We start from the raw sequence: 21107 nt of genomic DNA, 5'->3' as shown, positions 1-21107 counted from the left end.
TTCCTCAGTGGGTGTGCGTGGCGGAGCTCTTGCCCTGCTGCGACTTCACGACGAAGCTGCCGCTGGCGGCATAGGCCGCGCCGGGCTTGAGGCCGCTGGTGACCTCGATGCGCTGGCCGTCGCTGCGCCCGGTCTGCACATGCTGCGGCACGAAGCCACCGGGCACGCGCAGGAACACGGTGGGCTTGTCTTCCACGGTCTGCACCGCCTCGGCCGAAACCGTCACGGGCGCATCCACTTCGGAGGCCACGAGCTCGACGTTCACGAACAGCCCCGGGCGCCACACGCGCTGCGGGTTGGTCAGCGTGACGCGCGCGGTGGCGGTGCGCGTCTGCGCGCCGATGAGCGAACCCACGTAAGACACCTTGCCCGTGGCCGTCTGGCCCAGGGCGCTGGAGCGGATGCTCACCGGCTCGCCGATGCGCACCAGGTTCAGGTTGTTGGCCGCCACGCTGATCTCGGCCCACACCGTCGACAGGTCGGAGATGGTGAACACATTCACCGCTTCCCCCACCGATTCGCCGAGCGAGATGTGCTTCTCGACCACCATGCCGTCGAAGGGCGCACGCAGCTCGTAGCGGCCCAGCGCCGACGAAGATGGCGTGGCGCCCAGCGCCAGCAGCTTCTGGTTCGCGTTGGCCACGGCGATCTGCGCCTCCTGCATCAGCTGCTGCGCCTGCAGGTAGTCCTGCTCGGGCGAGATCTTTTCTTCCCAGAGCTTCTTCTCGCGCTCGTAGGTGGTGCGCGCCAGCGCGAGCCGGCGCTGCGCCGACTGCAGCTCGCTGCGCTGCTCCGACAGCGCCGGGCTCGAAATCACGGCCAGCACCTGGCCGCGCTTGACCTCCTGGCCCAGGTTGGCCGACACGCTGTCGACCACGCCCGCCACGCGCGGCACCACGTGGGCCGTGCGGTCTTCGTTGAACTTGATCTCGCCGGGCAGTTGCAGCGACGACTTGATGCGCGCGGGGCCCGCGCTTTCGATGGTCATGTTGGCGGCCTTGATCTGCGCGTCGGTGAAGGCGATCTTTTCTTCCTCTTCCTCGTGGCCGGCGGGCTCTGTTTTAGCCTCCTGCTTGCCTTCCTCGTGGTGCTCGGTGTCGGCGTGGCCTTTGGCTTCACTGTGGCTGTGGTCGTGGTCCTTGGCTTCCCGCTTGCCGCGAGCCTTGCCTTCTTCGTGGTGCTCGCCGTCGCCGTGGCCGGCCTCTTCCGAGTGGCCTGCGGCCTCCGGCTTCACGGGCGCGGAGCGAAGGATCAGCGCGCCGGCGCCAAGGCCCACCACGAAGACGACGACGATCGCCATCCACTGCTTCTTGCCGACGCGTTCTTTGAACGAGCCGCGGTTTTCTGTGTTCATGATCTGTTGCCTTGCTTGTCAGCGCGCCACGGGCGCCGCGGGTGTCACGGGAGAGATGTCGTCGCCTTCGTTGCCGAGCAGCCGGTCGAGTTCGCCGGCCGCGCGGTGTGCGTCGGCCAGCGCGAGCAGGTACTGCGCGCGCACCTGGAACAGCGTGCGTTGGGCATCCAGCGCCTCCAGGAAGCTGAACTTGCCCAGCTCGAAGCCCTTGGTCGCGGCCTTGTACGCCGTCTCGGCACCGGGCAGCGCGTCGTGCTGCAGCGTCTGCGCGGTGGCGCGCGCGGAGCGCAGCCGTTCGGTGGCTTGCGCCACCTCGGTGCCCAGTTGCAGCTCGGCGGCAGCGAGGTCGTCGCGCGCCTTTTCCTCGCGGCTCAGGGCCTCGGCAACGTTGCCGCGGTTGGTGTCGAAGATGGGCAGCGGCACCGACAGGCCCACCACCACCTGGTTGCGCCGGCTGCCGCCGGCCTCGCCGTCGGAAGCCGGCACGCGCTTGGCACCGAGCGACACGGTCACGTCGGGAATGCGCTTGGCCTGCTCCAGGTCGGACAGTGCCTTGCGCCGCTCGACCTCGAGCCGCGCCTGCACCACCACGGGCGCCGCGGCAATGCGCACGCCCAGGTCTTGCGACGCCGCCATCGCGGGCAACTGGTCGACCGCGCCCTCCACCTGCGTGAAGCGCGGATCGGGGTTGCCCCACAGCGCGGCCAGTTGCTGGCGGGCCGAGCGCAGCGTGCCTTCGGCCTGCAGCAGCTCCACGCGCATACCGGCCTCGGCCACGCGCGCCCTGGTTTCTTCCAGCGGCGACACCTTGCCGGCGGCCACGCGGTTGGTGGCCGCGCGGGTCGCGGTCTGCGCGAGGCCCACGGAATCCTGCGCGAGCCGCAGGCGCTCCTGCGCGGTCAGCACGTCGAAGAAGGCGGTGACGGTCGCGGCGCGGATCTCGGCGCGGCGCCCCGCCAGCGCGGACGCGGCCTGGTCGCGCGCACGCTCGGCGGCGGTCACGCGGGCCGCGCGCTTGCCGCCGAGCTCGATCGGCTGGCTCAGTTGCAAGGTGGTGGTGCGGTTGTCGCGGCGCAGGTCTTCGAGCTGTGCGTCCAGCGTGGGGTTGGGCCAGGCGCCGGCCTGCACGATGGCGGCCTCGGTGGCGTCCTGCTCGCGCGACGCGGCGGCAAGGCCGGGGTTGGCGCGCAGTGCCATCGCAACCGCGCTGCGCAGGGTCAGCGGGCCCGCGGGCTCCAGTGTCCTGGTGGCCGCGCGCGAAGACGCCTGCGGCGAAGCCGAAGAGGAACCGGCCGAGGCCGGAACGGACGGCGTGACTTGTTGTGAATATGCCGGGGGCACCGCCATGGCCAATACGGCCAGCGGCACGAAGAGCGTGCGCATCGAATTCTCCTGGGTTGCGAAACAACGGACGGACGAATTCGGCGAGAGCTCAGCTGATGGTGTGGATCAGAAGTCGGGTGTGTTCTCTCGCCGAATCAGAGGGCGAGAGACCAGTCGGGACGGACCGGAACGTCGGAGATGTGCGAGTCGAAGCGCTCGGCGGCCATGACGCGCAGCGGCTGTGCAATGCGCCGCGCGGACAGCACGGGCTCCGGCGTGCCTTCGACGTGCTGCGCGTGGCCCGAATGGCAGACCGCGCAGTCGCCGATGACGGCATTGGGCTGGGTGCTGGAGTTCTTCTGCGCGCCCTCGCCGCTGTGGCTGCGGTCGGTGCCGCGGCTTTCGTGCTCGTGGTGCCCCCAGTGCTGGGGCTGCATGTCGCGCTCGTGCTGGCAATAGGCTGACGCCGCCGCCCAGCCGAGCTGGAACGGAAGCAGGAACAGCATGAGGATCAGGAACCAGCGGCGCATGGAGCAAAAAGTATATCGGGGGCCTGTGGCAGTGCTTCGGCAATGCCCTTGCGGCTTGCAGGCGCCGCGGAATGTATGACACAAGGTCGAGCGCTTGTCCGTCAATAGGATTACCAAAACGTAACCATGGCGGCGAAAGTGCTTCGTTACCATTCGGAAATGCGCATTCTTGTCATCGAAGACGAGCCCAAACTGGGCGATTACCTGAAAAAGGGGCTCGAAGAGAACGGATACGTGGTCGACATAGCCCGCGACGGCATCGAGGGAAAATACCTCGCCACCGAGGGTGACTACGCACTGGTTCTGCTCGATGTGATGCTGCCCGGCATCGACGGCTTCGCCGTCCTGCAGGCCATACGGCGCACCCGCAACGTGCCCGTGCTGGTACTCACCGCGCGCGACAAGGTCGAAGACCGCGTGCAGGGCCTGCAGCAGGGGGCGGACGACTATCTCGTCAAGCCGTTCTCGTTTTCGGAGCTGCTGGCGCGGGTTCAGGCGCTGCTGCGAAGGGGCAAGCCGCAGGAATCGACAACGCTGAGGCTGGCCGACCTGGAGCTCGATCTCGTCAGCCGCAAGTGCTTTCGCAACCGCGCGCGGCTCGACCTCACGGCCAAGGAATTCACGCTGCTGGTGGTGCTGCTGCGCCGGCGCGGCCAGATCCTGTCGCGCACCACGCTCGCCGAGCAGGTGTGGGACATGAACTTCGACAGCGACACCAACGTGGTGGAAGTGGCCATCCGCCGCCTGCGCAGCAAGCTCGACGACCCGTTCGACGTGAAGCTGCTGCATACGGTGCGCGGCATGGGCTACGTGCTGGAAGACCGCTCCTGGGCATGAGCCAGCCCCCAGGCCGGCCGCACTCCATCCAGAGCCGGCTGTCGCTCTGGATCGCCGCGCAGACCCTGTTCGGGCTCAGCGTGATCTGCCTTGCCATCTACCTCGTCACCGCCTGGAACTTCGGGCAGAAGCAGGAAGAGGAACTCGACCACAAGGCCGTGCTGGTGCAGCACCTGCTGAAAGAGGCCGAGAAAGGCGGCGACCTGCCCTTCCTGCGGCACAAGCTCGACGACTTCTTCTCGATGCAGGACGACGTGACGCTGTCGATCTCGCACGCGGGCCAGACGCTGTTCCAGTCGACGCCCGCCGTCGGAGGCCGCTGGATGCTGCGCGACATCGAGGTGCCATGGACGCAGGGCGCCACCAGCACGCAGCTGTCGGTGCAGATCGGCGTGAACACCGCGCAGGAAGTGCGGCTGCTGCGGCGCCTCGCCTGGACGCTGCTGGGCGCGGTGGTGCTGGGTACGGCGCTGGTCTCGTTCACCGGCATGTGGCTGGTGCGGCGCGGGCTGCGTCCGCTCAAGCGGCTGGCCGAGAGCACCGCGGCGATGGCGCCGGACAAGGCCAACCGGCCGATCGACGCCATGGACTTCGCGGAGGAACTGCGCCCCTGGATCACCCAATTCAATGCCCTGCTGCTGCGGGTGCAGCGCGCCTACGTGCAGCTGGAGTCGTTCAACGCCGACGTGGCGCACGAGCTGCGCACACCCCTGGCCAACCTCATCGGCTCCACCGAACTCGCGCTGACCCGCCAGCGCAGCAACGAAGAGCTGCAGGCCGTGCTCGCGTCCAACCTGGAAGAGGTCGGCAGGCTCTCGGGCATCGTCACCGACATGCTGTTCCTGTCGCAGGCCGAGCGCGGCACGCCGATGCGCACGCGCGCGTCGACCAGCCTGGCCGTGCAGGCAGCCGACGTGATCGACTTCTACGACGCCATGCTGGAAGAAGCCGGCCTGCGCGCCGAGGTGGCCGGCGACGCCATGGCCGACGTGGATGCCGCGCTGATACGGCGCGCGCTGTTCAACCTGCTGGGCAACGCCATCCGCTTCGCCACGCCGGCCTCGGTCATCCGCATCGAGATTGCTGGCGATGGAGATGAATTCACCATCGCGGTGGTCAACCGCGGCGAGCCCATCGACCCCGCCGCGCTGCCGCGCCTGTTCGAGCGCTTCTACCGCGCAGCCCAGGCGCGCGACGGCTCGACACGGCACCACGGCCTGGGGCTGTCGATCGTCGAGGCCATCGCGCGCATGCACGGCGGGCGGGTGTTCGCGGCCAGCCAGGGCGGCGAGACGCGCATCGGGTTCACGCTGCAGCGATGAGCCATCAAGGCTTGGCGTGCGCCGCGTCGGCCACGGCAGGCGCCCGGCGGCCGATGAACAGGTTGATCAGCGGCCCGGTCATGGCGGTGGTCGCGAGCGCCATCACCAGCAGCATGGTGAACAGTTCGGGGCCGATGAGGCCGGCGTCCAGGCCGATCTTCATGACGATGAGCTCCATCAGCCCGCGCGCGTTCATCAGCGAGCCCGTGGCCAGGCTTTCACGCCAGCCGTAGCCCGCCATGCGGGCGCCGACCGCGCCGCCGGCGATCTTGCCGAAGGCGGCCGTGGCCAGGATCAGCATCATGGCGCCGAAGCCCGCACCCGCGAACGCGTTGGACGTGGTGCCGAGCCCGGCCAGCGCAAAGAACAGCGGCATCAGCACGACGATGGAGATCGGCTCGATGCGCTCGCTCAGCGATTTCAGCAGCCGGTCGTCGCGCGGCAGGCAGGCGCCGAAGAGGAAAGCACCGAACACCGCGTGCAGGTGCAGCCACTCGGTGGCCAGGGCCGTGGCCAGCAGGCCGAGCATCAGCGAGGCCATCACCGTGGTCGAGGGCTCGCCCTCGGGTGCCCTGGTGCGCAACAGCCACGCGAAAGCCGGCTTGAGCCCAAAGAACAGCACGCACAGCACCACGGCCATGCCCAGCGTGGTCTTGAGCAGCCCCTGGTAGCCCTCGCCCGCCCCCACCATCGCCACCACGAAAGCCAGCAGGATCCACGCGAACACGTCGACCACGGCGGCGGCGCCGAGCGACAGCTGGCCGAAGGGCGTGCGCGTCATGCCGCGGTCCTTGAGGATGCGCGCCATCACCGGGAATGCGGTGATCGACAGCGCCGCCGCCATGAACAGCGCGAACGGCCAGAAGCCGACACCCGCCGGCGCCAGCGTGGGATAGAGGGCCGGCGAGATCGCGATGCCCAGCGCCAGCGGCACGACCACGCTCAGCACGCCCACGTAGCCCGCCGAACGCAACTGCTCGCGCACGCTTTTGGAAGCTCGCAGCTCCAGCCCCACCACGAACATGAAAAGCACCAGCCCGAGGGTCGACAGCGACGACAGTCCCTGCAGCGACTCCCTGGAGAACAGCTGCGCATGCAGCGACGGAAACAGCGCCCCGAAGACGATCGGCCCCAGCATCAGGCCGGCGGCCATCTCGCCCACCACGCCGGGCTGCCCGACGTGCCGGAGAACCCAGCCGCAGACGCGCGCGGTGGTCAGGATGACGATGAGTTGCAGCAGCAGGGAGGTTGCGGACATGGCGTAGCGATAACTTGGAAGCCGACGGAATTGCGGCCCATGTTAGTGCCCCCCGATGACCGGCTCAACCCGGCCTCCGCCCTACCCTTACTTGGCTACGCGCATCAGGCGCAGCCCGTTCGCCACCACCAGCAGGCTCGCCCCCATGTCCGCGAACACCGCCATCCACATCGTTGCGCTGCCGAACACCGCGAGCACGAAGAACACCGCCTTGATGCCCAGGGCCAACGTGATGTTCTGCCAAAGCACCGAATGCGCGCGGCGCGACAGGCGGATGGTCTCGGGAATGCGGCGCAGGTCGTCGTTCATGATGACCACGTCGGCCGCTTCCATGGCGGTGTCGGTGCCCGCGCCGCCCATGGCGAAGCCGATGTCGGCCTGTGCCAGCGCGGGTGCGTCATTGATGCCGTCGCCGGTCATGGCGGCCGCGCCGTAGCGCTGCTGCATGGCCTTGATGGCGTCGAGCTTTTCCTCGGGCAGCAGGTTGCCGCGCACGTCGTCGATGCCGGCGTGGGCGCCGATGGTCTTTGCCGTGGCGGTGTTGTCGCCGGTGAGCATCACGGGCGTCACGCCCAGCGCGCGCAGCTCGGCCACCGCCGCCTGCGACGATTCCTTGATGGTGTCGGCCACCGCGAACAGCGCCAGCACCGCCGTGTCCGACGCCAGCAGCGTGACGGTGCGGCCCGCTTCTTCATGCCGCTTGAGCTCGGCTTCGAGCGCCGGCGAGCACAGCCCGCGTTCCTCGATCAGGCGATGGTTGCCGAGCACGTAGGCCTGGCCCGCCAGCGTGGCCCCGACGCCGCGGCCGGGCAGCGCGGTGAAGTCGGCGACCTCTTGCCGCTGGCTCTTCAGGCGCCCTGCAATGGCTTTCGACACCGGGTGGTCGGAGCGGCCAGCGATGCTGGCGGCCACCGCGAAAGCGACGGCTTCATTGCCCGATGCATCCAACAGCACCGACTCGACCAGCTTCGGCTTGCCTTCGGTGATGGTGCCGGTCTTGTCGAGCGCAATCGCTTTGAGCTTGCGCGCCTCTTCGAGGTACGTGCCGCCCTTGATGAGAATGCCGCGCCGCGCGGCCGAGGCCAGCGCGCTCACCACGGTGACCGGCGTGGAGATGACCAGCGCGCACGGGCACGCAATGACCAGCAGCACCAGCGCCTTGTACACCGACTGCATCCACGTCCAGTCCATGAACAGCGGCGTGAGCACCGCCACGGCCAGCGCCAGCACGAAGACCGTGGGCGTGTAGACGGCCGCGAACCTGTCGACGAAGCGCTGCGTGGGTGCGCGCGAGCCCTGTGCCTCCTCGACGGCGTGGATGATGCGCGCGAGCGTGGTGTTCGACGCCACCGCCGTCACGCGGAACTCGAGCGCGGCGGTCTGGTTGATGGTGCCCGCGAACACCGGGTCGCCCACGGTCTTGTCGACGGGAATGCTCTCGCCGGTGACGGGTGCCTGGTCGATGGCGCTGGTGCCTTCGGTGACCACGCCGTCGAGCGGCACGCGCTCGCCGGGGCGGATGCGCGCCACGGCGCCCAGCGCCACGGTGTTGGCCATCACGGTCTGCCAGCTGCCGTCGGCCTGCTTGACCTCCGCCTGCTCGGGCGCGAGCGCCAGCAGGCTCTGGATGGCGTTGCGCGCGCGGTCCACGGCACGCGCCTCGATCAGCTCGGCTATGGCGTAGAGCGCCATCACCATTGCGGCTTCGGGCCACTGGCCGATGATGAAGGCGCCGGTCACGGCCACCGCCATCAGGGCGTTGATGTTCAGGCGCCCGCGCACCAGCGCGGCAAAGCCTTTCTTGTAGGTGTCCAGGCCCGCCAGGCCGATGGCGCCGAGCGCGAGCACGACTTCCAAGGCCTTGAAGCCCATGCCGTCCGGCGCCATGAACGAAATCGACTCGGCGGCGATGGCCAGCACCAGCGCCGCGACGAGGCGCACGAGGCCCATGTTCATGCCGGCGATCTGCGCGGGCGCCGCGGCGGCCTGCTCGCCGGGAGCGTTCAGCGGCTCCGGCTTGAAGCCGGCCTTGCGGATGGCGGCCAGTGCCTCGGGCAACGCGCCGTCTTCGGTGGTGATGGCCATGGTGCGCTCGCCGAGGCGAAAGCGCAGGGCCTTGACGCCCGCCACCGGTTCCAGCGCGCGGCGGATTTCCGACTCTTCCACCGCGCAGTCCATGGTGGGAATGCGGAACAGCAAGGCGCCCTTGGGCACATCGGCATTGTCTGTTGCGGCCGGAGCGAGCGGAACCGGGCCGCAGGGGCTGGCGCTGCCGCAGCACGAATGCTCGGCGTGCGAGTGGGCATGGGGCTTGGCGTGCTCGTGGTCGTGGCCGTGGTCGTCGCCCTGCAGATGGGGGTGCGAATGGGCGTGCGGCACAGGCCGGGTCAGAGCGTTTTCGTTCGTCATGGAATCGATTGGAAACCCTGAAGCAGGTGTAGAGTCAAACGTTCATTTCCATTCGTTCATTTGCCGCATCATGAAAATCGGTGAGCTGGCCAAGGTCGCGAACACACCCGTCGAAACCATCCGGTACTACGAGCGCGAACGGCTGCTGCCCGAGCCCGCGCGCACCGACGGCAACTACCGCATTTACGACGAAGACCACGCCCAGCGCCTGGGCTTCATCCGCCGCTGCCGCTCGCTGGACATGACGCTCGACGAGATCCGCAGCCTGCTCAGATTCCGCGACGCCCCGCAGGAAGACTGCGGCCAGGTCAACCAGCTGCTCGACGACCACATCGGCCACGTGGCCGCGCGCATCGCCGAGCTGAAGACGCTGGAAAAACAGTTGAAGGCGCTGCGCCAGCAATGCGGCGGGTCGGAGTCGGCGAGCAACTGCGGCATCCTGCAGGAGCTGGACACCGCCACGCTCGCGCCCGAGCCCTTCGGCCAGCACGCGGGGCACGTGCACGGCGCGCTGCACGCGCCGGCCAAGCGCGCGGCCTGACCGGTCTTTTCTACTTGCCGATGAGCTGCGTGAGCTTCTCGGCTTCGAAGCACTCGTCGCGGGCCGCATCGCCCGGCACGCAGTCCTTGGTGGTGCCGGAGCGGTCCGACAGCTTCTCGATGGCCTGCCACAGCAGCGCGATCTGGTGCTCCTGGCTCGACGCGTTCTCGACCAGGCCGCGCATGGCCTGGCTCAGCGGGTCGTCTTCCTGCGTGATGCCGTAGGCCGAGAACTTCTGCGGCGCGGCCACGTCGGCGCTTTCACCGGCCTTCGACGGGATGATGCGCGCCGGAATACCCACCGCCGTCGCGCCCGCGGGCACCGGCTTGATGACCACCGCGTTGCTGCCGATCTTGGCGCCGTCGCCCACCTCGAAGCCGCCCAGCACCTTGGCCCCTGCGCTCACCACCACGTTGCGGCCCAGCGTGGGGTGCCGCTTGGTGCCCTTGTAGAGCGAGGTGCCGCCCAGCGTCACGCCCTGGTAGATGGTGCAGCCGTCGCCGATCTCGGCGGTCTCGCCGACCACCACGCCCATTGCGTGGTCGAAGAACACACGTTCGCCGATCTTGGCGGCCGGGTGGATCTCGATGCCCGTCATCCAGCGCGCCCAGTGCGCGATGAAGCGCGCCGGCCACTTGAAGCCGTGGGTCCAACAGGCGTGCGCCCAACGGTGCAGCACCACGGCATGGAAGCCGGGGTAGACCGTGATCACTTCCCAGGCGCTGCGGGCGGCCGGGTCGCGTTCGAGGATGCACCGGATGTCGGCGCGCAGTCGAGAGAACATCGCTGCCTTTTGTCGTTATATCTATATGGGGCGGGCAGTCTATAGCCCGCCGCCATCGCTTACGGGCGATAAGGTTTTATTCGGGCAGCGAGCCACGTGGCGGCTTGGTCGCGTCGCTCATGGCCTTGGCGATGCCGCGCAGGATGTGGATTTCTTCCGGCGTGGGCTGGGCCCGGTTGAACAGTTGCTGCAGCCGCGGCATGAGCTTCTTGGGCGCCTCCGGGTCGAGAAAGCCGATGTCCACCAGCGAGCGCTCCCAGTGGTCGAGCATGCCGGCCACGGCCTGCGCGTCGGCGGCCTGCACCGGGTTGACGGCCTCGCGCACTTCGTAGCCGCCCAGCGCCAGCCGCCATTCGTAGGCGATCACCTGGATGGCCGCGCCCAGGTTGAGCGAGCCGAATTTGGGGTCGGTGGGAATGGTCAGCGCCACGTTGCAGCGGTAGACGTCTTCGTTCCGCATGCCGAAACGCTCGGAGCCGAACAGGAAGGCGACGTGCTGGTCACCCTGCTTCGCCAGCGGCTCCAGGTGCTCCCGGGGCGTGCGGGTGGGCGGGCCGAAGTCGCGCGGGATCATGGCCGTGGCGCAAAGGTGGGTCACGCCGTCGAGGGCTTCGTCCAGCGTCTCGACGATGCGGGCGTTGGTCAGCACGTCGAGCGCGCCGCTCGCGCGCTGGATGGTTTCCTCGCGCCGCAGCACGTTGGCCCAGCGGGGAGCCACCAGCACGAGGTCGGAGAAGCCCATGGTCTTCATGGCGCGGGCGGCGGCGCCCACATTGCCGGCGTGGCTGGTCTGGATCAGGATGAAACGGGTGCGCATGGCGGGTTCGGGAGACACGGAACGGCGGAGCCGGTAAAATGCCCCGATTCTCGCTGCCCGCATCGCCGGGCCGCCTCCGGGGTCCTCCCCACCGTTCTTCCCACAATCCAATGTCGTCCCCCAACCTGCATCCCATGCTCAACGTGGCCGTCAAGGCCGCACGCGCCGCCGGCGCGATCATCAACCGCGCTGCCCTCGACGTCGAGGCCGTGCGCATTTCGCAGAAGCAGGTCAACGACTTCGTCACCGAAGTCGATCACGCGAGCGAGCAAGCGATCATCGAAACGCTGCTCGGCGCCTACCCGGGGCACGGCATCCTGGCCGAAGAATCGGGCACCGAACACGGCGCCAAGGACTCCGACTACGTCTGGATCATCGATCCGCTCGACGGCACCACCAACTTCATCCACGGCTTCCCCGTGTACTGCGTGTCCATCGCGCTGTCCGTGCGCGGCAAAATCGAGCAGGCCGTGGTGTACGACCCGAGCCGCAACGACCTGTTCACGGCCACCAAGGGCCGCGGCGCCTACATGAACGAGCGCCGCATCCGCGTGTCCAAGCGCACCAAGCTCACCGAGTGCCTCATTTCCACGGGCTTCCCGTTCCGCACGGGCGACAACTTCAAGCAGTACCTGGCCATCATGGCGGACATGATGCCCCGCATGGCCGGCCTGCGCCGCCCCGGCGCGGCTGCCCTGGACCTGGCCTACGTGGCCGCGGGCTTCACCGACGGCTTCTTCGAGACCGGCCTGAACCCCTGGGACGTGGCCGCAGGTTCGCTGCTGGTCACCGAAGCCGGCGGCCTGATCGGCAACTTCACGGGCGAGCCCGAATTCCTCGAACAGCGCGAATGCCTGGCTGCCGCGCCGCGCATCTACGGCCAGCTGGTGCCGCTGCTCGCCAAGTACTCCAAGTTCGCCAACGTCGACGACAAGCTGCGCGCCAGCGACCGCATGCGCGCCGTGTCGGCCTCGACCAAGTCGAACCCCGACGACGCGTCGGCCGACCTGTACGCCCGCAGCACGGTGGTCGATTTCGCCGACGAAACCGCTGAAGGCGACAAGCCCGCCGTGGCCGCCCCCGCCGCGCCGCGCAAGCTCACGCGCGTGCGCCGCGACGCCGCTCCCGCCGCTGGAGCCCCCTCCGAGGGCGACGCTTCCGCCAAGTGACGATGCTGGGGCCCCGCGCCGCCCACCGGGTTCGCGCCGCTCTGCGCATTGCGCTGAGCCACTATGTCGCGAGCGGGCTCACCGTGGCGCTGGGGCTGCTGTTCATATCGGGCGGCATCCACCTGTGGCTGGGCACCCTGGCGGCCTCCACGGCCGCCACCGGCGTGATCGTCACCGCGCCGCCCGACCTGCCCGGCCCGCGCCGCGGCAAGTTCTTCCAGATGCTGCCGGCGCCGCTCATCGGCCTGCCGCTCTTCTTTGCGGTGCAGATGCTGCACACCGCGCCCATCCGCCTCGGGCTGCTGCTGGTGCCGGCCACCTTCATGGCCTTCCTGGCCATGGCCTGGGGCAAGCGGGGCATCCCGATCGCCATCGCGGTGATGTTCTCGATGATCTTCTCCATGGCCACGCAGACCCCGCGCGACATGGCCGATGCCATCGAGCGCACCTGGCATTTCGGGCTGGGCGCGGGCCTCTACGTGATCTGGGCCACGCTCGCCAACCTGCTGCTCAACGGGCGCTTTCGCACCCAGTCGATGGCCGACGTGCTGTATTCGCTGGCCGCGCTCATGCGCACCGAGGCCGGCCAGTTCCTGCCGCACGACGACACCCGCGACGTGCGCGACACCCCCGCGCCCGTGCTCGGCCAGCTGCTGCGCGAACAGGCCGCGCTGGCCGACCAGCTGCAGGCCACGCGAGACATCGTGCTCGAATCGCCCCGCACGCCGCGCCGCCAGCGGCTGGCCGCCATGCTGGTGATCGTGCTCGAAATGCGCGACCAGCTGCTCGCGAGCGAGCTCGACCTCGACACCCTGCGCGCCCACCCCGCGCATGCCGCGTCGCTCATCGAAATGCGCGAGGTGCTCGAAGAACTCGCCGACGAGACCATCGCGCTGGCCGATGCGCTGCTGATGCGCCGCCATCCCGCCGCCGTGGCGGACCGGCGCCCTCGGCTCGCGGCCATCCATGTGTCGGCCGACGACAGCGCCAGCACCCATGGGGGCGGCGGCCACATCGGCCCCACCGCCGCCATGCTGGCGCGCGGGCTGGCCAGCCGCATCGGCCACATCAACGACGAAGTGCTGCGCCTGTCGGCCATGGCCCGCGGCGACGTCGAGCCCAACCTTGCCGTGGTGCGCGCCAACTGGCAGATGTTCGTGAGCCCGACCGACTGGTCGTGGCGCCCCTTCTTCACGCTGTGGCGCTGGGACCAGCCGCCGCTGCGCCACGCCATCCGCGCGTCGCTGGCCATCGGTGCCGGCTACGCCATTGCGGTGTCGATGCCGTGGGGCTCGCACGACTACTGGATTCTGCTGACCATCGTGGTCGTGCTGCGCGGCAGCCTCTCGCAGACGCTGGAGCGGCGCAACGCGCGCGTGGCCGGCACGCTGCTGGGCTGCGTGCTCGCGGTGGGGCTGCTGTCGGCGCATCCGTCGGCGCTGGCGCTGCTGGCCATCGTGACCGTGGCGCAGGCCATCGCGCACAGCTTCGCGGTGCGGCGCTACCTCATCACCGCCGTGGCCGCCACCGTGCTGGGCCTGGTGCAGGCCCACATGCTGAACGTGGGCGTGGCGCCCATCTTCGCGCTGTTCGAGCGCATCGCCGACACGCTCATCGGCGCCGCGCTGGCCTGGGGCTTCTGCTACGTGCTGCCGTCATGGGAGCGCACGCAGATTCCCGCGCTGGTGGCGCGCGTGCTCACGGCGCAGGCCCGCCATGCGCGCCTGGCGCTCGGCCTGGGCCAGTTGCAGGCCATCGACAGCAGCCCCGAGCTCGAATGGCGGCTTGCGCGCCGCGAGGCCTACGACAGCCTCTCGGCGCTGGTGCAGGCCACGCAGCGTTCGCTCTCCGAACCGCGCGCGGTGCAGCCGCCGCTGGAGCCGCTCGAACACCTGCAGGCCCACAGCTACCAGTTGCTCGCGCAACTCAGCGCGGTCAAGTCGATGCTCGTGCTGCGCCGCGACCGCCTCACGCCGGGCGAGGTCGAAGGCCCCATCAGCCGCACCTCGCAACGAATCGAGGCCGCCATCGGAACTATGCCGACCACCGGCCCCTCTCACCCCGAGAGCAGCGGTTCCACCGCCGTCGGCGGACCGATTCCCCTGCCCGACCCGTTCGACAACGACATCAGCCCCTGGCTGCTGCGCCGCCTCGATCTGGCCACGGCCCTCGCCACGCAGCTGCGCGACGACGCGGCCCGCATTCTTCAACCACTGAACGAAACCACAGCACAAGCAAAGACGACCACCGCCTGATGATCAAAGAGATACTCGCCCACCCCTGGTTCGGCACATGGGTTGCCGCCCTGATCGCAGTTCCCCTTTCTCTTCTCGCGCACCGTATCGGCGGCCTTGTGTTGAGGCGGGTCACCCGCCCCGCCCCGACGATCCATTCGATGGTGGTCAGCTGCAATTCCGCGGCGCGGTTCGTGCTGCCGCTGCTGGCGCTCAACGTGGTGTGGCAGGGCGCGCCTGACAACCTGCAGTTCATCGGCAACGTGCGCCATCTCACCGGGCTGCTGCTGATCGCTTCGACCACCTGGCTCGCGGTCAGGGCCATCAGCGGCTTCGCCGAAGGCGTGCTGGCGCAGAACCCCTCGGACGTGGCCGACAACCTGCATGCGCGCCGCGTGCTCACGCAGACCCGCGTGCTCGCGCGCACCGCCATGACGGTGGTGCTGGTGGCCGGCGGCGCGATGATGCTCATGACCTTCCCCGGCGCGCGCCAGGTCGGCGCCAGCCTGCTGGCCTCCGCCGGCGTGATCGGCATCGTGGCCGGCCTGGCGGCCAAGCCGGTGTTCAGCAACCTCATCGCCGGCCTGCAGATCGCGCTGGCGCAGCCGATCCGCATCGACGACGTGCTGGTGGTCGAAGGCGAATGGGGCCGTGTCGAGGAGATCACCGGCACCTTCGTGGTCATCAAGATCTGGGACGAGCGCCGGCTGATCCTGCCGCTCACCTACTTCATCGAGAAGCCGTTCCAGAACTGGACGCGCCACTCGTCGCAGTTGCTGGGCGCTGTGTTCATCTACGCCGACTACGGCATGCCGCTCGCGCCGCTGCGCGAAGAGGTCGAGCGCATCGTGAAGTCTTCGCCCGAATGGGACGGCCGCTTCTTCAACCTGCGCGTGACCGACGCCACCGAGCGCACCATGCAGATCCGCGTGCTGTGCACCGCCGCCACTTCGGGCCTGGCCTTCGACCTGCGATGCAACGTGCGCGAAGGGCTGATCGACTTCATGCAGCGCGAGTACCCGCAGTTCCTGCCCAAGATGCGCATCGAGAGCGAAGGTGCGCAGGAGCGGCAAATTTCGCAGCAGGCGCCCCACACCTGAGCGGGGCGCTACAACGGCGGCCATTGCCGCCCCGACCATACGGCGGCAGCGGGCTGCAAACTTCATCTGAGATACTAAATGCCGAGAAGTTTGGTTTCTGTCCCGCTTCATGGGCTGGAACCGTCGTTCGGATCGTTCCATGCCTGATGAAATTTCGCTTATCCCACTGGCCTGCGCCCAATTCGCATTCAACGGGCAACCGGCCGATGGAGTTCTATTCGGCCTCGTCGAAGACTATCTGAAGTTGCGCACCGAAGGGGCTGCGCTGCTGCTGGCTTCGAGCGGGTTTCAACGGGTCCATTCTTCTCCGGGCTATCTGGTCAAGTCGGTTCACGGCAAAAACTACTACGTGCCGTTCAATCTCGCCTCAATGTTTCCGGTAGGCGCGATGCTCGACGAAATCAACGATCTGCTGATTGCTTGCAGGCTCAACGAGTCCGGCAACATCTGCCTCAGCGGTAGCGCCACCTTTCTAGGCAAGATTGCTTCCATCACCGATCTTGATTTCTGCGAGTACTACTTCGACGATCTCGATAGTGCCAAGACTAGAGTAGACGCCAAGGCCAAGGAGGAAACACTGCCGTGCCTTTTTCGCGTCAAGTCAGATGCCCAGGCGGAGCGCCGCCCGTTCCCGAATCTGGAGCCGTTTCTGGCCGGAATCAAACTGCATGTCGGCTCCAAGACCGAGTTCGAGCGATTCAAGCTCGATTATGTTGCCGCGCCCGCGTGCTTCGGCCCGATCGCGGTTACCAACTTGATCCTGTCGACCGACACCAGTTACACCGATTCGCACAATGCGGCCTTGAGCTTTCAATATCAGGAGATCGCGGTCTGTGAAGAGACTCGGCAGCCGCATCGTTCGCTCCTCGCGCCGAAAGACTTGGGGCGCTACATGAACTGGCTCAAGGACGAAACCAAGGCATTGACCGAAGCAGGAGCCAAGGAGCTTCCGGCGTCGGGCCCAAAACTCGTCAAAGCGCTGAAGCGCGCCCTCTCCTGGTACCTGGTTGCAGGAATGGAGGAGCCTGTAAGCGACATCGCAAGCGTGCTCGGTCACCCCGTCATGGTCAGGATTTCGAACTCGGCGCGTAGCGCGGAACTTGAGCGTATGCTCAAAGATCTCGATCGCACTGTCGCAAATGAGTTGCGCCAATTGGCAGGTTTCAACATCGCCGGCAGCGACATCACAGCCGACGAGTTGATTGATTTTTATAATCTTGCCCATGAGCTTGCCGAGAACTTGGCACAGGAAATGGACTCTCTTTCAGTAGGATAGAAGGAAGACCCCATGGATCGCGATGCCTTGCTCAAAAAATTGATTGCACTGAATCCGGGCCTTGAACTCGAGCGGCGAAGGCCTGATGACACCTCAGCGGTCGAAGATATGGACAACTTAGATGAACTGGCGCTCAAGTTCAGCGAGCTTGCCAAGAACAGTAACAAGCTCGCAAACAAGGCCACGACCGTCGAACGTCTTCGTAACGCTGACTACAGCCAGCGCAAGCTGATTCTCGAGAAACTGTCTCGGACCCTTGCCAGCCTCGACGAGAACGGCGACGCCAAGCACAAGCGTCCACCTGCCGCGCGAAGCCCCGGGACAAACAGGAAGCGCATAGCAACGGCGAAGAGTGAGATTCCCCTCGAAGAAGTGCATAGAAAAATCGCTGATCTCCAGCGGGAACTGGACGAATTGATTGCTGCCCACAAACCGAGAGTCGTCGAGGAAGTCCGTACGCTGATCAACGAGTACGACGTGAAGCCGGAAGAGCTGGGCTTCAAACGACAGTACGGCCGTCACCCTCAAAGAATGCGTTCGGACACAGAAAAGCGCCGACAAGTCGCAACTTGATCCTTATGTGGCGGAAGCCAGCATGTCGTCGACCGTGAGATTTGCATCGTCGACTAGCCCGATTTGCCGCCGCGCCCGGCGAAATCTGGAAGCCCCGGGTGCCGGGCATCTGGCTCGCGGGCAGATCTACGCGCCGCCCGCCGTACTTACAGCCCCGGCAACGCGCTGATCGGCCAGCCCGGCCGGCGCCCGCACCGCGCGTGCCGGTATCGGCACCGACATGACGATCGACGTGCGCGTCTCGCCCAGGTGGTTGATGCTGCCGACGAAGCTCTCCAGGTGCTCGATGTCGCGCGCGATCACCTTCATCACGTACGAGTCCTGCCCCGTCACGTGCAGGCATTCGAGCACTTCGGGCTTGCCCTCGAGCAGCTTCAACAGCCGTGGCTTGTCTGGCTGCAGCGTGGTGATGCCGACCAGCGCCGTCACCGTGTAGCCCACCTTGCGCGGCGGCACCACGGCGCGATAGCCCTCAAGCACGCCAGCCTCCTCCAGCCGCTTCACGCGCTCCGACGTCGACGGCACCGACAGGCCGACCTGCCGCGCCAGCGAGGTGAGCGAGGTTCGCGCGTCCTCTTGAAGCACGTCGAGGATCTGCCAGTTCTTGCTGTCGATTTCCATGGATTTCAGGCGTGAGTGAGGCGCAGGCTTCCGATTTCAGGCCAACGGGCCGATCGGCCTGCGCTTCGCCATTCTCTACAACGGGGCGGCTCGGGAGAATTGCCGGATGGATTCCGCACTCTTCCTCAAGTCCCTCGTCATCGGCCTTTCGATTGCCGCGCCGGTCGGTCCCATCGGCCTGCTGTGCATCCAGCGCACGCTCGCGCATGGCCGCCTCATCGGCTTCATGAGCGGCCTTGGCGCCGCGCTGGCGGATGCGTTCTACGGCGCCATCGGCGCGCTGGGTGTATCTGCCGTCATTGCCACGATGGTGGCGGCGCGCGTGCCGCTGGCGCTGGGCGGCGCGGCGTTCCTCGCGTGGATGGGCGTGCAGTTGCTGCGCGCGCCCGCCGCCACCAAGGCACGCGAGGCCGCCGACGCGACCACGCCGCTGAAGGCGGTGCTGTCGGTGTTCCTGCTGACGCTGGCCAATCCGATGACCATCCTGTCTTTCATTGCGGTGTTCGCTTCCATCACCACCGGCCACGTGAGCGGCGCGCCGGCCGCCGCAACCATGGTGCTCGGCGTGTTCCTCGGCTCGGCGCTGTGGTGGCTCGGGCTTTCGAGCGCGGTGTCGATGGTGCGGCACCGGCTCAGCGACAGGGCCATGCAGGGCATCAACCGGTTTTCAGGCGTGGTGCTGGTGGGCTTTGCGGCGTATCAGCTCTCGACGCTGTTCATGCGCTGAGTCTTGCGCATCGACGGCAGCTCGAGCAGCGTGAACGCCCGCAGCAGCCATTCGACCGGGCCATAGGCAAAGCGCTGCATCCACCAGCGGCTCAGCAGCAGTTGCACCGCGAAAATGGAGAACGCAAACCCGAAGCTGGCGAGCGGCCCGACCGAGCCCATCAGCCGCAACCCGTAGGCCAGGAAGATCCACGCGCACACCAGCGACTGCAGCAGGTAGTTGGACAGCGCCATGCGCCCCGCCGGCGCGAGCCACGCGACAAGCGCCCGCCCGCGCGGCGCCTGGAACAGCAGCGCCAGTCCCGACGCATAGGCGGCGGTGAGGAAAGGCGCGGTGAGCAGGCCGAGCGCAAGGCCGACCACCTCGCGGCCGCCGGCGCCTGTGCGCGTGGTCGAGAGCGCGTAGAACATGGCGCCCGGCACGCCGATGAGCAGCCCGCAGAAGAACAGGCGCTTCAACAACGCGCGGTGCGCGCCCGCATTCGCCAGCAGGCCGCGCCGCCCGGCGATGAAGCCCGCCAGGAACATCGCCAGCGCCGTCGGTGCCTGCGCGAATGCGAGCACCACCCACACCTGCGCCAGCTCGCGCACATGCTGGGCGATGACCGTGGCAGGTGTGCCCCGGTAGGCCTCCAGTGCCGCGAAGGCCTCGGCATGAAGACTCAGCGTGTCGGCATCGAAGCCCGCGCGCGTCATCAGGTAGCCGAGGCTGGCCCACAGCAGCGAAGTGAGCAGCACCAGGCTGACCGCCCAGAACGCCATGACGCCGTCGCCGCGCCGCCGCAGCAACAGCAGCACGCCGCCGATCACCGCGTAGGTCGTGAGGATGTCGCCGTGGTACAGCACCACCGCATGCAGCAGGCCCAGCACCCACAGCCCCGCCAGCCGCCGCAGCATTCGCGGCGCGAAGGGCTTGCCGTCTCGTTCGGCCGACTGCATCTGCAGCGTGAAGCTGTAGCCGAACAGGAACGAGAACAGCAGGTAGAACTTGGTCTCGAACAGCAAGGAGCGCGCGAACAGCGCCGCGCGCTCCACCGCCGACTGGGCCATCGGGTCGGACAGGCCCAGGCCGTAGAACGGCGACGAGAAGCTCGCGATGTTCACCACCAGGATGCCGAGCAGCGCGAAGCCGCGCAGTGCATCGACCAGCGGCTGCCGCTCGTGAGATGAAGCCACCGTGCTCATGCCGCCTCCACCGGGCGCAGGCTCGTGACGGGCTTGCGCTTCTGCACGATGCCGTGGATGGTTTCCATCAGGAGCCGCGCGCCCTCGCCCGGCTCGCCGTTGCGCCGCACCGTGAGCCCGACCGGGCCTTCGGTGCTGCTGGTGTCGATGGCCACGCGCTCGAGTTCGCCGCGCGCCACAAAGCCTTCGACCGCGCCCTGCGGCGCGAACCACACCGCATCGGAGCGCTGCAGCAGCCCGATGGCGAAGCTGGTGTCGGTCGCCTCCACCAGCCGGTTGGGCAGGGCCACGCCCTGCGCAATGAGAAAGGCGTCCGCCGTGTGGCGGATCAGCGAGCCCGACACCGGCAGCACCAGCGGATAGCCGGCCAGCGCATCGAGCGCCGGCTTGCGCCGCGAGGCCAGCGGATGCCCCGGCCGCACCACCAGCAGCAAGGGTTCGCTGTAGAGATGCTCGAAGGCGAGGTCGGCCATGGCCGAGGCCTGCGCGAGCCGGCCCAGCACGAGATCGATTTCGCCCTGGCGCAGCTGCGTCATCAGCTGCGCGTTGATGCCGCTGACCACCCGCACGCGCAGCGCCGGATGCGAGGCATGCAGCAAGGCCACCGCCTCCGGCAGCAGGTTGGCCACCATGTTGGGCAGCGCGCCGACGGCCACGTGCAGCTGGTCGGCCTCGGGCATGTCCATGGCCAGGCCCAGGCCTTCGCTCAGCCCGCGCAGCGCAGACACGGCATGGCGCACCAGCACTTCGGCGGCCGGCGTGAGCTCCACACCGCGGCGTCGCCGCAGCAGCAGCGGGCGGCCGATGATTTCTTCCAGCTCCGCCACGGTCTTGGACACCGCCGGTTGCGTGAGCGACAGCGCCTTGGCGGCGCGCACCAGGTTGCGTTCCTGCGCCACCATCACCAGGCATTGCAGGTGGCGCAGCTTCAGGCGCGCAAAGTTCATGGCTGACATCGGTCTTCCCTTGGAGCGACGGGCTTGCAAATATAACCAGCCGGAATACCTGGCAGAAGAGCTTTCAGTTGTGCGGGCCCCGGCGCCGGCCT

Annotated in this window: 19 protein-coding genes; 9 read left to right on the top strand and 10 right to left on the bottom strand. The window is 67.8% G+C overall.

All coding sequences use genetic code 11. The features are described 5' to 3' along the window. Window positions 1–4: 4 nt before the first annotated feature. From AC1RVW_RS04210 to czcI, 3 genes are all read right to left on the bottom strand, one after another. On the bottom strand, window positions 5–1354 hold the full coding sequence (locus AC1RVW_RS04210; protein WP_493198213.1) for an efflux RND transporter periplasmic adaptor subunit: 1350 nt from the start codon (window positions 1352–1354) through the stop codon (window positions 5–7). Window positions 1355–1372: 18 nt separating this feature from the next. Next, the gene (locus AC1RVW_RS04205; protein WP_493198211.1) at window positions 1373–2737 is read right to left on the bottom strand and encodes a TolC family protein; all 1365 of its coding nucleotides are present in this window, start codon (window positions 2735–2737) and stop codon (window positions 1373–1375) included. Window positions 2738–2832: 95 nt separating this feature from the next. Beyond that, on the bottom strand, window positions 2833–3207 hold the full coding sequence (gene czcI, locus AC1RVW_RS04200; protein ID WP_493198209.1) for a cation efflux protein, CzcI family: 375 nt from the start codon (window positions 3205–3207) through the stop codon (window positions 2833–2835). 159 nt (window positions 3208–3366) lie between these two features. Between czcI and AC1RVW_RS04195 the strand changes: the two genes are divergently transcribed. Then, window positions 3367–4044 carry a heavy metal response regulator transcription factor gene (locus AC1RVW_RS04195; RefSeq protein WP_081266536.1) on the top strand — a complete coding sequence of 226 codons (678 nt, stop codon included), beginning with the start codon at window positions 3367–3369 and terminating at the stop codon, window positions 4042–4044. After that, window positions 4041–5366 carry a heavy metal sensor histidine kinase gene (locus AC1RVW_RS04190; protein WP_493198207.1) on the top strand — a complete coding sequence of 442 codons (1326 nt, stop codon included), beginning with the start codon at window positions 4041–4043 and terminating at the stop codon, window positions 5364–5366. Before AC1RVW_RS04195 ends, AC1RVW_RS04190 begins: the two co-directional genes overlap by 4 nt. 4 nt (window positions 5367–5370) lie before the next feature. Here the strand turns inward: AC1RVW_RS04190 and AC1RVW_RS04185 are convergent, their stop codons facing one another. Further along, window positions 5371–6624, bottom strand: a complete 1254-nt coding sequence (locus AC1RVW_RS04185) for a cation:proton antiporter (RefSeq protein WP_493198205.1) — start codon at window positions 6622–6624, stop codon at window positions 5371–5373. Window positions 6625–6711: 87 nt separating this feature from the next. Beyond that, entirely contained in the window at window positions 6712–9033 is a 2322-nt protein-coding gene (locus tag AC1RVW_RS04180) for a heavy metal translocating P-type ATPase (protein WP_493198203.1), read from the bottom strand. 70 nt (window positions 9034–9103) lie between these two features. Here AC1RVW_RS04180 and cadR point away from each other — a divergent pair, with 70 nt between their 5' ends. Then, complete coding sequence (gene cadR, locus AC1RVW_RS04175; protein ID WP_081266532.1) at window positions 9104–9574, top strand: Cd(II)/Pb(II)-responsive transcriptional regulator; 471 nt, start codon at window positions 9104–9106, stop codon at window positions 9572–9574. Between the two features lie 10 nt (window positions 9575–9584). On the opposite strand, the gene cysE is transcribed toward cadR, so the two are convergent. Beyond that, the gene (gene cysE, locus AC1RVW_RS04170; protein WP_081266531.1) at window positions 9585–10358 is read right to left on the bottom strand and encodes a serine O-acetyltransferase; all 774 of its coding nucleotides are present in this window, start codon (window positions 10356–10358) and stop codon (window positions 9585–9587) included. 76 nt (window positions 10359–10434) lie between these two features. After that, on the bottom strand, window positions 10435–11175 hold the full coding sequence (locus tag AC1RVW_RS04165) for an RNA methyltransferase (protein WP_081266530.1): 741 nt from the start codon (window positions 11173–11175) through the stop codon (window positions 10435–10437). 110 nt (window positions 11176–11285) lie between these two features. Between AC1RVW_RS04165 and AC1RVW_RS04160 the strand changes: the two genes are divergently transcribed. From AC1RVW_RS04160 to AC1RVW_RS04140, 5 genes are all read left to right on the top strand, one after another. Further along, a complete protein-coding gene (locus tag AC1RVW_RS04160; protein WP_081266529.1) occupies window positions 11286–12344 on the top strand; it encodes an inositol monophosphatase family protein in 1059 nt (352 codons plus the stop codon). A 2-nt stretch (window positions 12345–12346) separates the two neighbouring features. Next, window positions 12347–14599: an FUSC family protein gene (locus tag AC1RVW_RS04155; RefSeq protein ID WP_493198200.1), complete on the top strand. Its 2253-nt coding sequence runs from the start codon at window positions 12347–12349 to the stop codon at window positions 14597–14599. Continuing rightward, window positions 14599–15678, top strand: coding sequence for a mechanosensitive ion channel family protein (locus tag AC1RVW_RS04150; RefSeq protein WP_493198198.1), 1080 nt, complete (start codon window positions 14599–14601; stop codon window positions 15676–15678). The genes AC1RVW_RS04155 and AC1RVW_RS04150 overlap by 1 nt, the downstream gene beginning before the upstream one ends. A gap of 139 nt (window positions 15679–15817) precedes the next feature. Next, the gene (locus AC1RVW_RS04145) at window positions 15818–16954 is read left to right on the top strand and encodes a hypothetical protein (RefSeq protein WP_493198196.1); all 1137 of its coding nucleotides are present in this window, start codon (window positions 15818–15820) and stop codon (window positions 16952–16954) included. Between the two features lie 12 nt (window positions 16955–16966). Continuing rightward, complete coding sequence (locus AC1RVW_RS04140; protein WP_493198194.1) at window positions 16967–17527, top strand: hypothetical protein; 561 nt, start codon at window positions 16967–16969, stop codon at window positions 17525–17527. Window positions 17528–17653: 126 nt separating this feature from the next. Here AC1RVW_RS04140 and AC1RVW_RS04135 read toward each other — a convergent pair whose 3' ends face one another. Next, a complete protein-coding gene (locus AC1RVW_RS04135; RefSeq protein ID WP_493198192.1) occupies window positions 17654–18148 on the bottom strand; it encodes an Lrp/AsnC family transcriptional regulator in 495 nt (164 codons plus the stop codon). Between the two features lie 106 nt (window positions 18149–18254). On the opposite strand from AC1RVW_RS04135, the gene AC1RVW_RS04130 reads away from it, so the two are divergent. Then, a complete protein-coding gene (locus AC1RVW_RS04130) occupies window positions 18255–18875 on the top strand; it encodes a LysE family translocator (protein ID WP_493198190.1) in 621 nt (206 codons plus the stop codon). On the opposite strand, the gene AC1RVW_RS04125 is transcribed toward AC1RVW_RS04130, so the two are convergent. Both AC1RVW_RS04125 and pcaQ read right to left on the bottom strand, forming a co-directional pair. Then, complete coding sequence (locus tag AC1RVW_RS04125; RefSeq protein ID WP_493198188.1) at window positions 18848–20059, bottom strand: DUF418 domain-containing protein; 1212 nt, start codon at window positions 20057–20059, stop codon at window positions 18848–18850. The genes AC1RVW_RS04130 and AC1RVW_RS04125 overlap by 28 nt on opposite strands. Further along, window positions 20056–21015 (bottom strand): pca operon transcription factor PcaQ, encoded by a 960-nt coding sequence (gene pcaQ, locus AC1RVW_RS04120; protein ID WP_493198186.1) that lies wholly within the window; start codon window positions 21013–21015, stop codon window positions 20056–20058. Before pcaQ ends, AC1RVW_RS04125 begins: the two co-directional genes overlap by 4 nt. Between the last annotated feature and the right edge of the window lie 92 nt (window positions 21016–21107).

The sequence above is a fragment of the Variovorax sp. MPBD4-3 genome (assembly GCF_058809745.1).
Note: the sequence above shows the minus strand (reverse complement) of the source record. Positions and strands in the feature narration are given on the sequence as shown.

Coding starts and splice junctions, on each gene's coding strand:
- AC1RVW_RS04210 (WP_493198213.1), bottom strand. CDS start 1,354: ATGAACACAGAAAACCGCGGCTCGTTCAAAGAACGCGTCGGCAAGAAG.
- AC1RVW_RS04205 (WP_493198211.1), bottom strand. CDS start 2,737: ATGCGCACGCTCTTCGTGCCGCTGGCCGTATTGGCCATGGCGGTGCCC.
- czcI (WP_493198209.1), bottom strand. CDS start 3,207: ATGCGCCGCTGGTTCCTGATCCTCATGCTGTTCCTGCTTCCGTTCCAG.
- AC1RVW_RS04195 (WP_081266536.1), top strand. CDS start 3,367: ATGCGCATTCTTGTCATCGAAGACGAGCCCAAACTGGGCGATTACCTG.
- AC1RVW_RS04190 (WP_493198207.1), top strand. CDS start 4,041: ATGAGCCAGCCCCCAGGCCGGCCGCACTCCATCCAGAGCCGGCTGTCG.
- AC1RVW_RS04185 (WP_493198205.1), bottom strand. CDS start 6,624: ATGTCCGCAACCTCCCTGCTGCTGCAACTCATCGTCATCCTGACCACC.
- AC1RVW_RS04180 (WP_493198203.1), bottom strand. CDS start 9,033: ATGACGAACGAAAACGCTCTGACCCGGCCTGTGCCGCACGCCCATTCG.
- cadR (WP_081266532.1), top strand. CDS start 9,104: ATGAAAATCGGTGAGCTGGCCAAGGTCGCGAACACACCCGTCGAAACC.
- cysE (WP_081266531.1), bottom strand. CDS start 10,358: ATGTTCTCTCGACTGCGCGCCGACATCCGGTGCATCCTCGAACGCGAC.
- AC1RVW_RS04165 (WP_081266530.1), bottom strand. CDS start 11,175: ATGCGCACCCGTTTCATCCTGATCCAGACCAGCCACGCCGGCAATGTG.
- AC1RVW_RS04160 (WP_081266529.1), top strand. CDS start 11,286: ATGTCGTCCCCCAACCTGCATCCCATGCTCAACGTGGCCGTCAAGGCC.
- AC1RVW_RS04155 (WP_493198200.1), top strand. CDS start 12,347: ATGCTGGGGCCCCGCGCCGCCCACCGGGTTCGCGCCGCTCTGCGCATT.
- AC1RVW_RS04150 (WP_493198198.1), top strand. CDS start 14,599: ATGATCAAAGAGATACTCGCCCACCCCTGGTTCGGCACATGGGTTGCC.
- AC1RVW_RS04145 (WP_493198196.1), top strand. CDS start 15,818: ATGCCTGATGAAATTTCGCTTATCCCACTGGCCTGCGCCCAATTCGCA.
- AC1RVW_RS04140 (WP_493198194.1), top strand. CDS start 16,967: ATGGATCGCGATGCCTTGCTCAAAAAATTGATTGCACTGAATCCGGGC.
- AC1RVW_RS04135 (WP_493198192.1), bottom strand. CDS start 18,148: ATGGAAATCGACAGCAAGAACTGGCAGATCCTCGACGTGCTTCAAGAG.
- AC1RVW_RS04130 (WP_493198190.1), top strand. CDS start 18,255: ATGGATTCCGCACTCTTCCTCAAGTCCCTCGTCATCGGCCTTTCGATT.
- AC1RVW_RS04125 (WP_493198188.1), bottom strand. CDS start 20,059: ATGAGCACGGTGGCTTCATCTCACGAGCGGCAGCCGCTGGTCGATGCA.
- pcaQ (WP_493198186.1), bottom strand. CDS start 21,015: ATGTCAGCCATGAACTTTGCGCGCCTGAAGCTGCGCCACCTGCAATGC.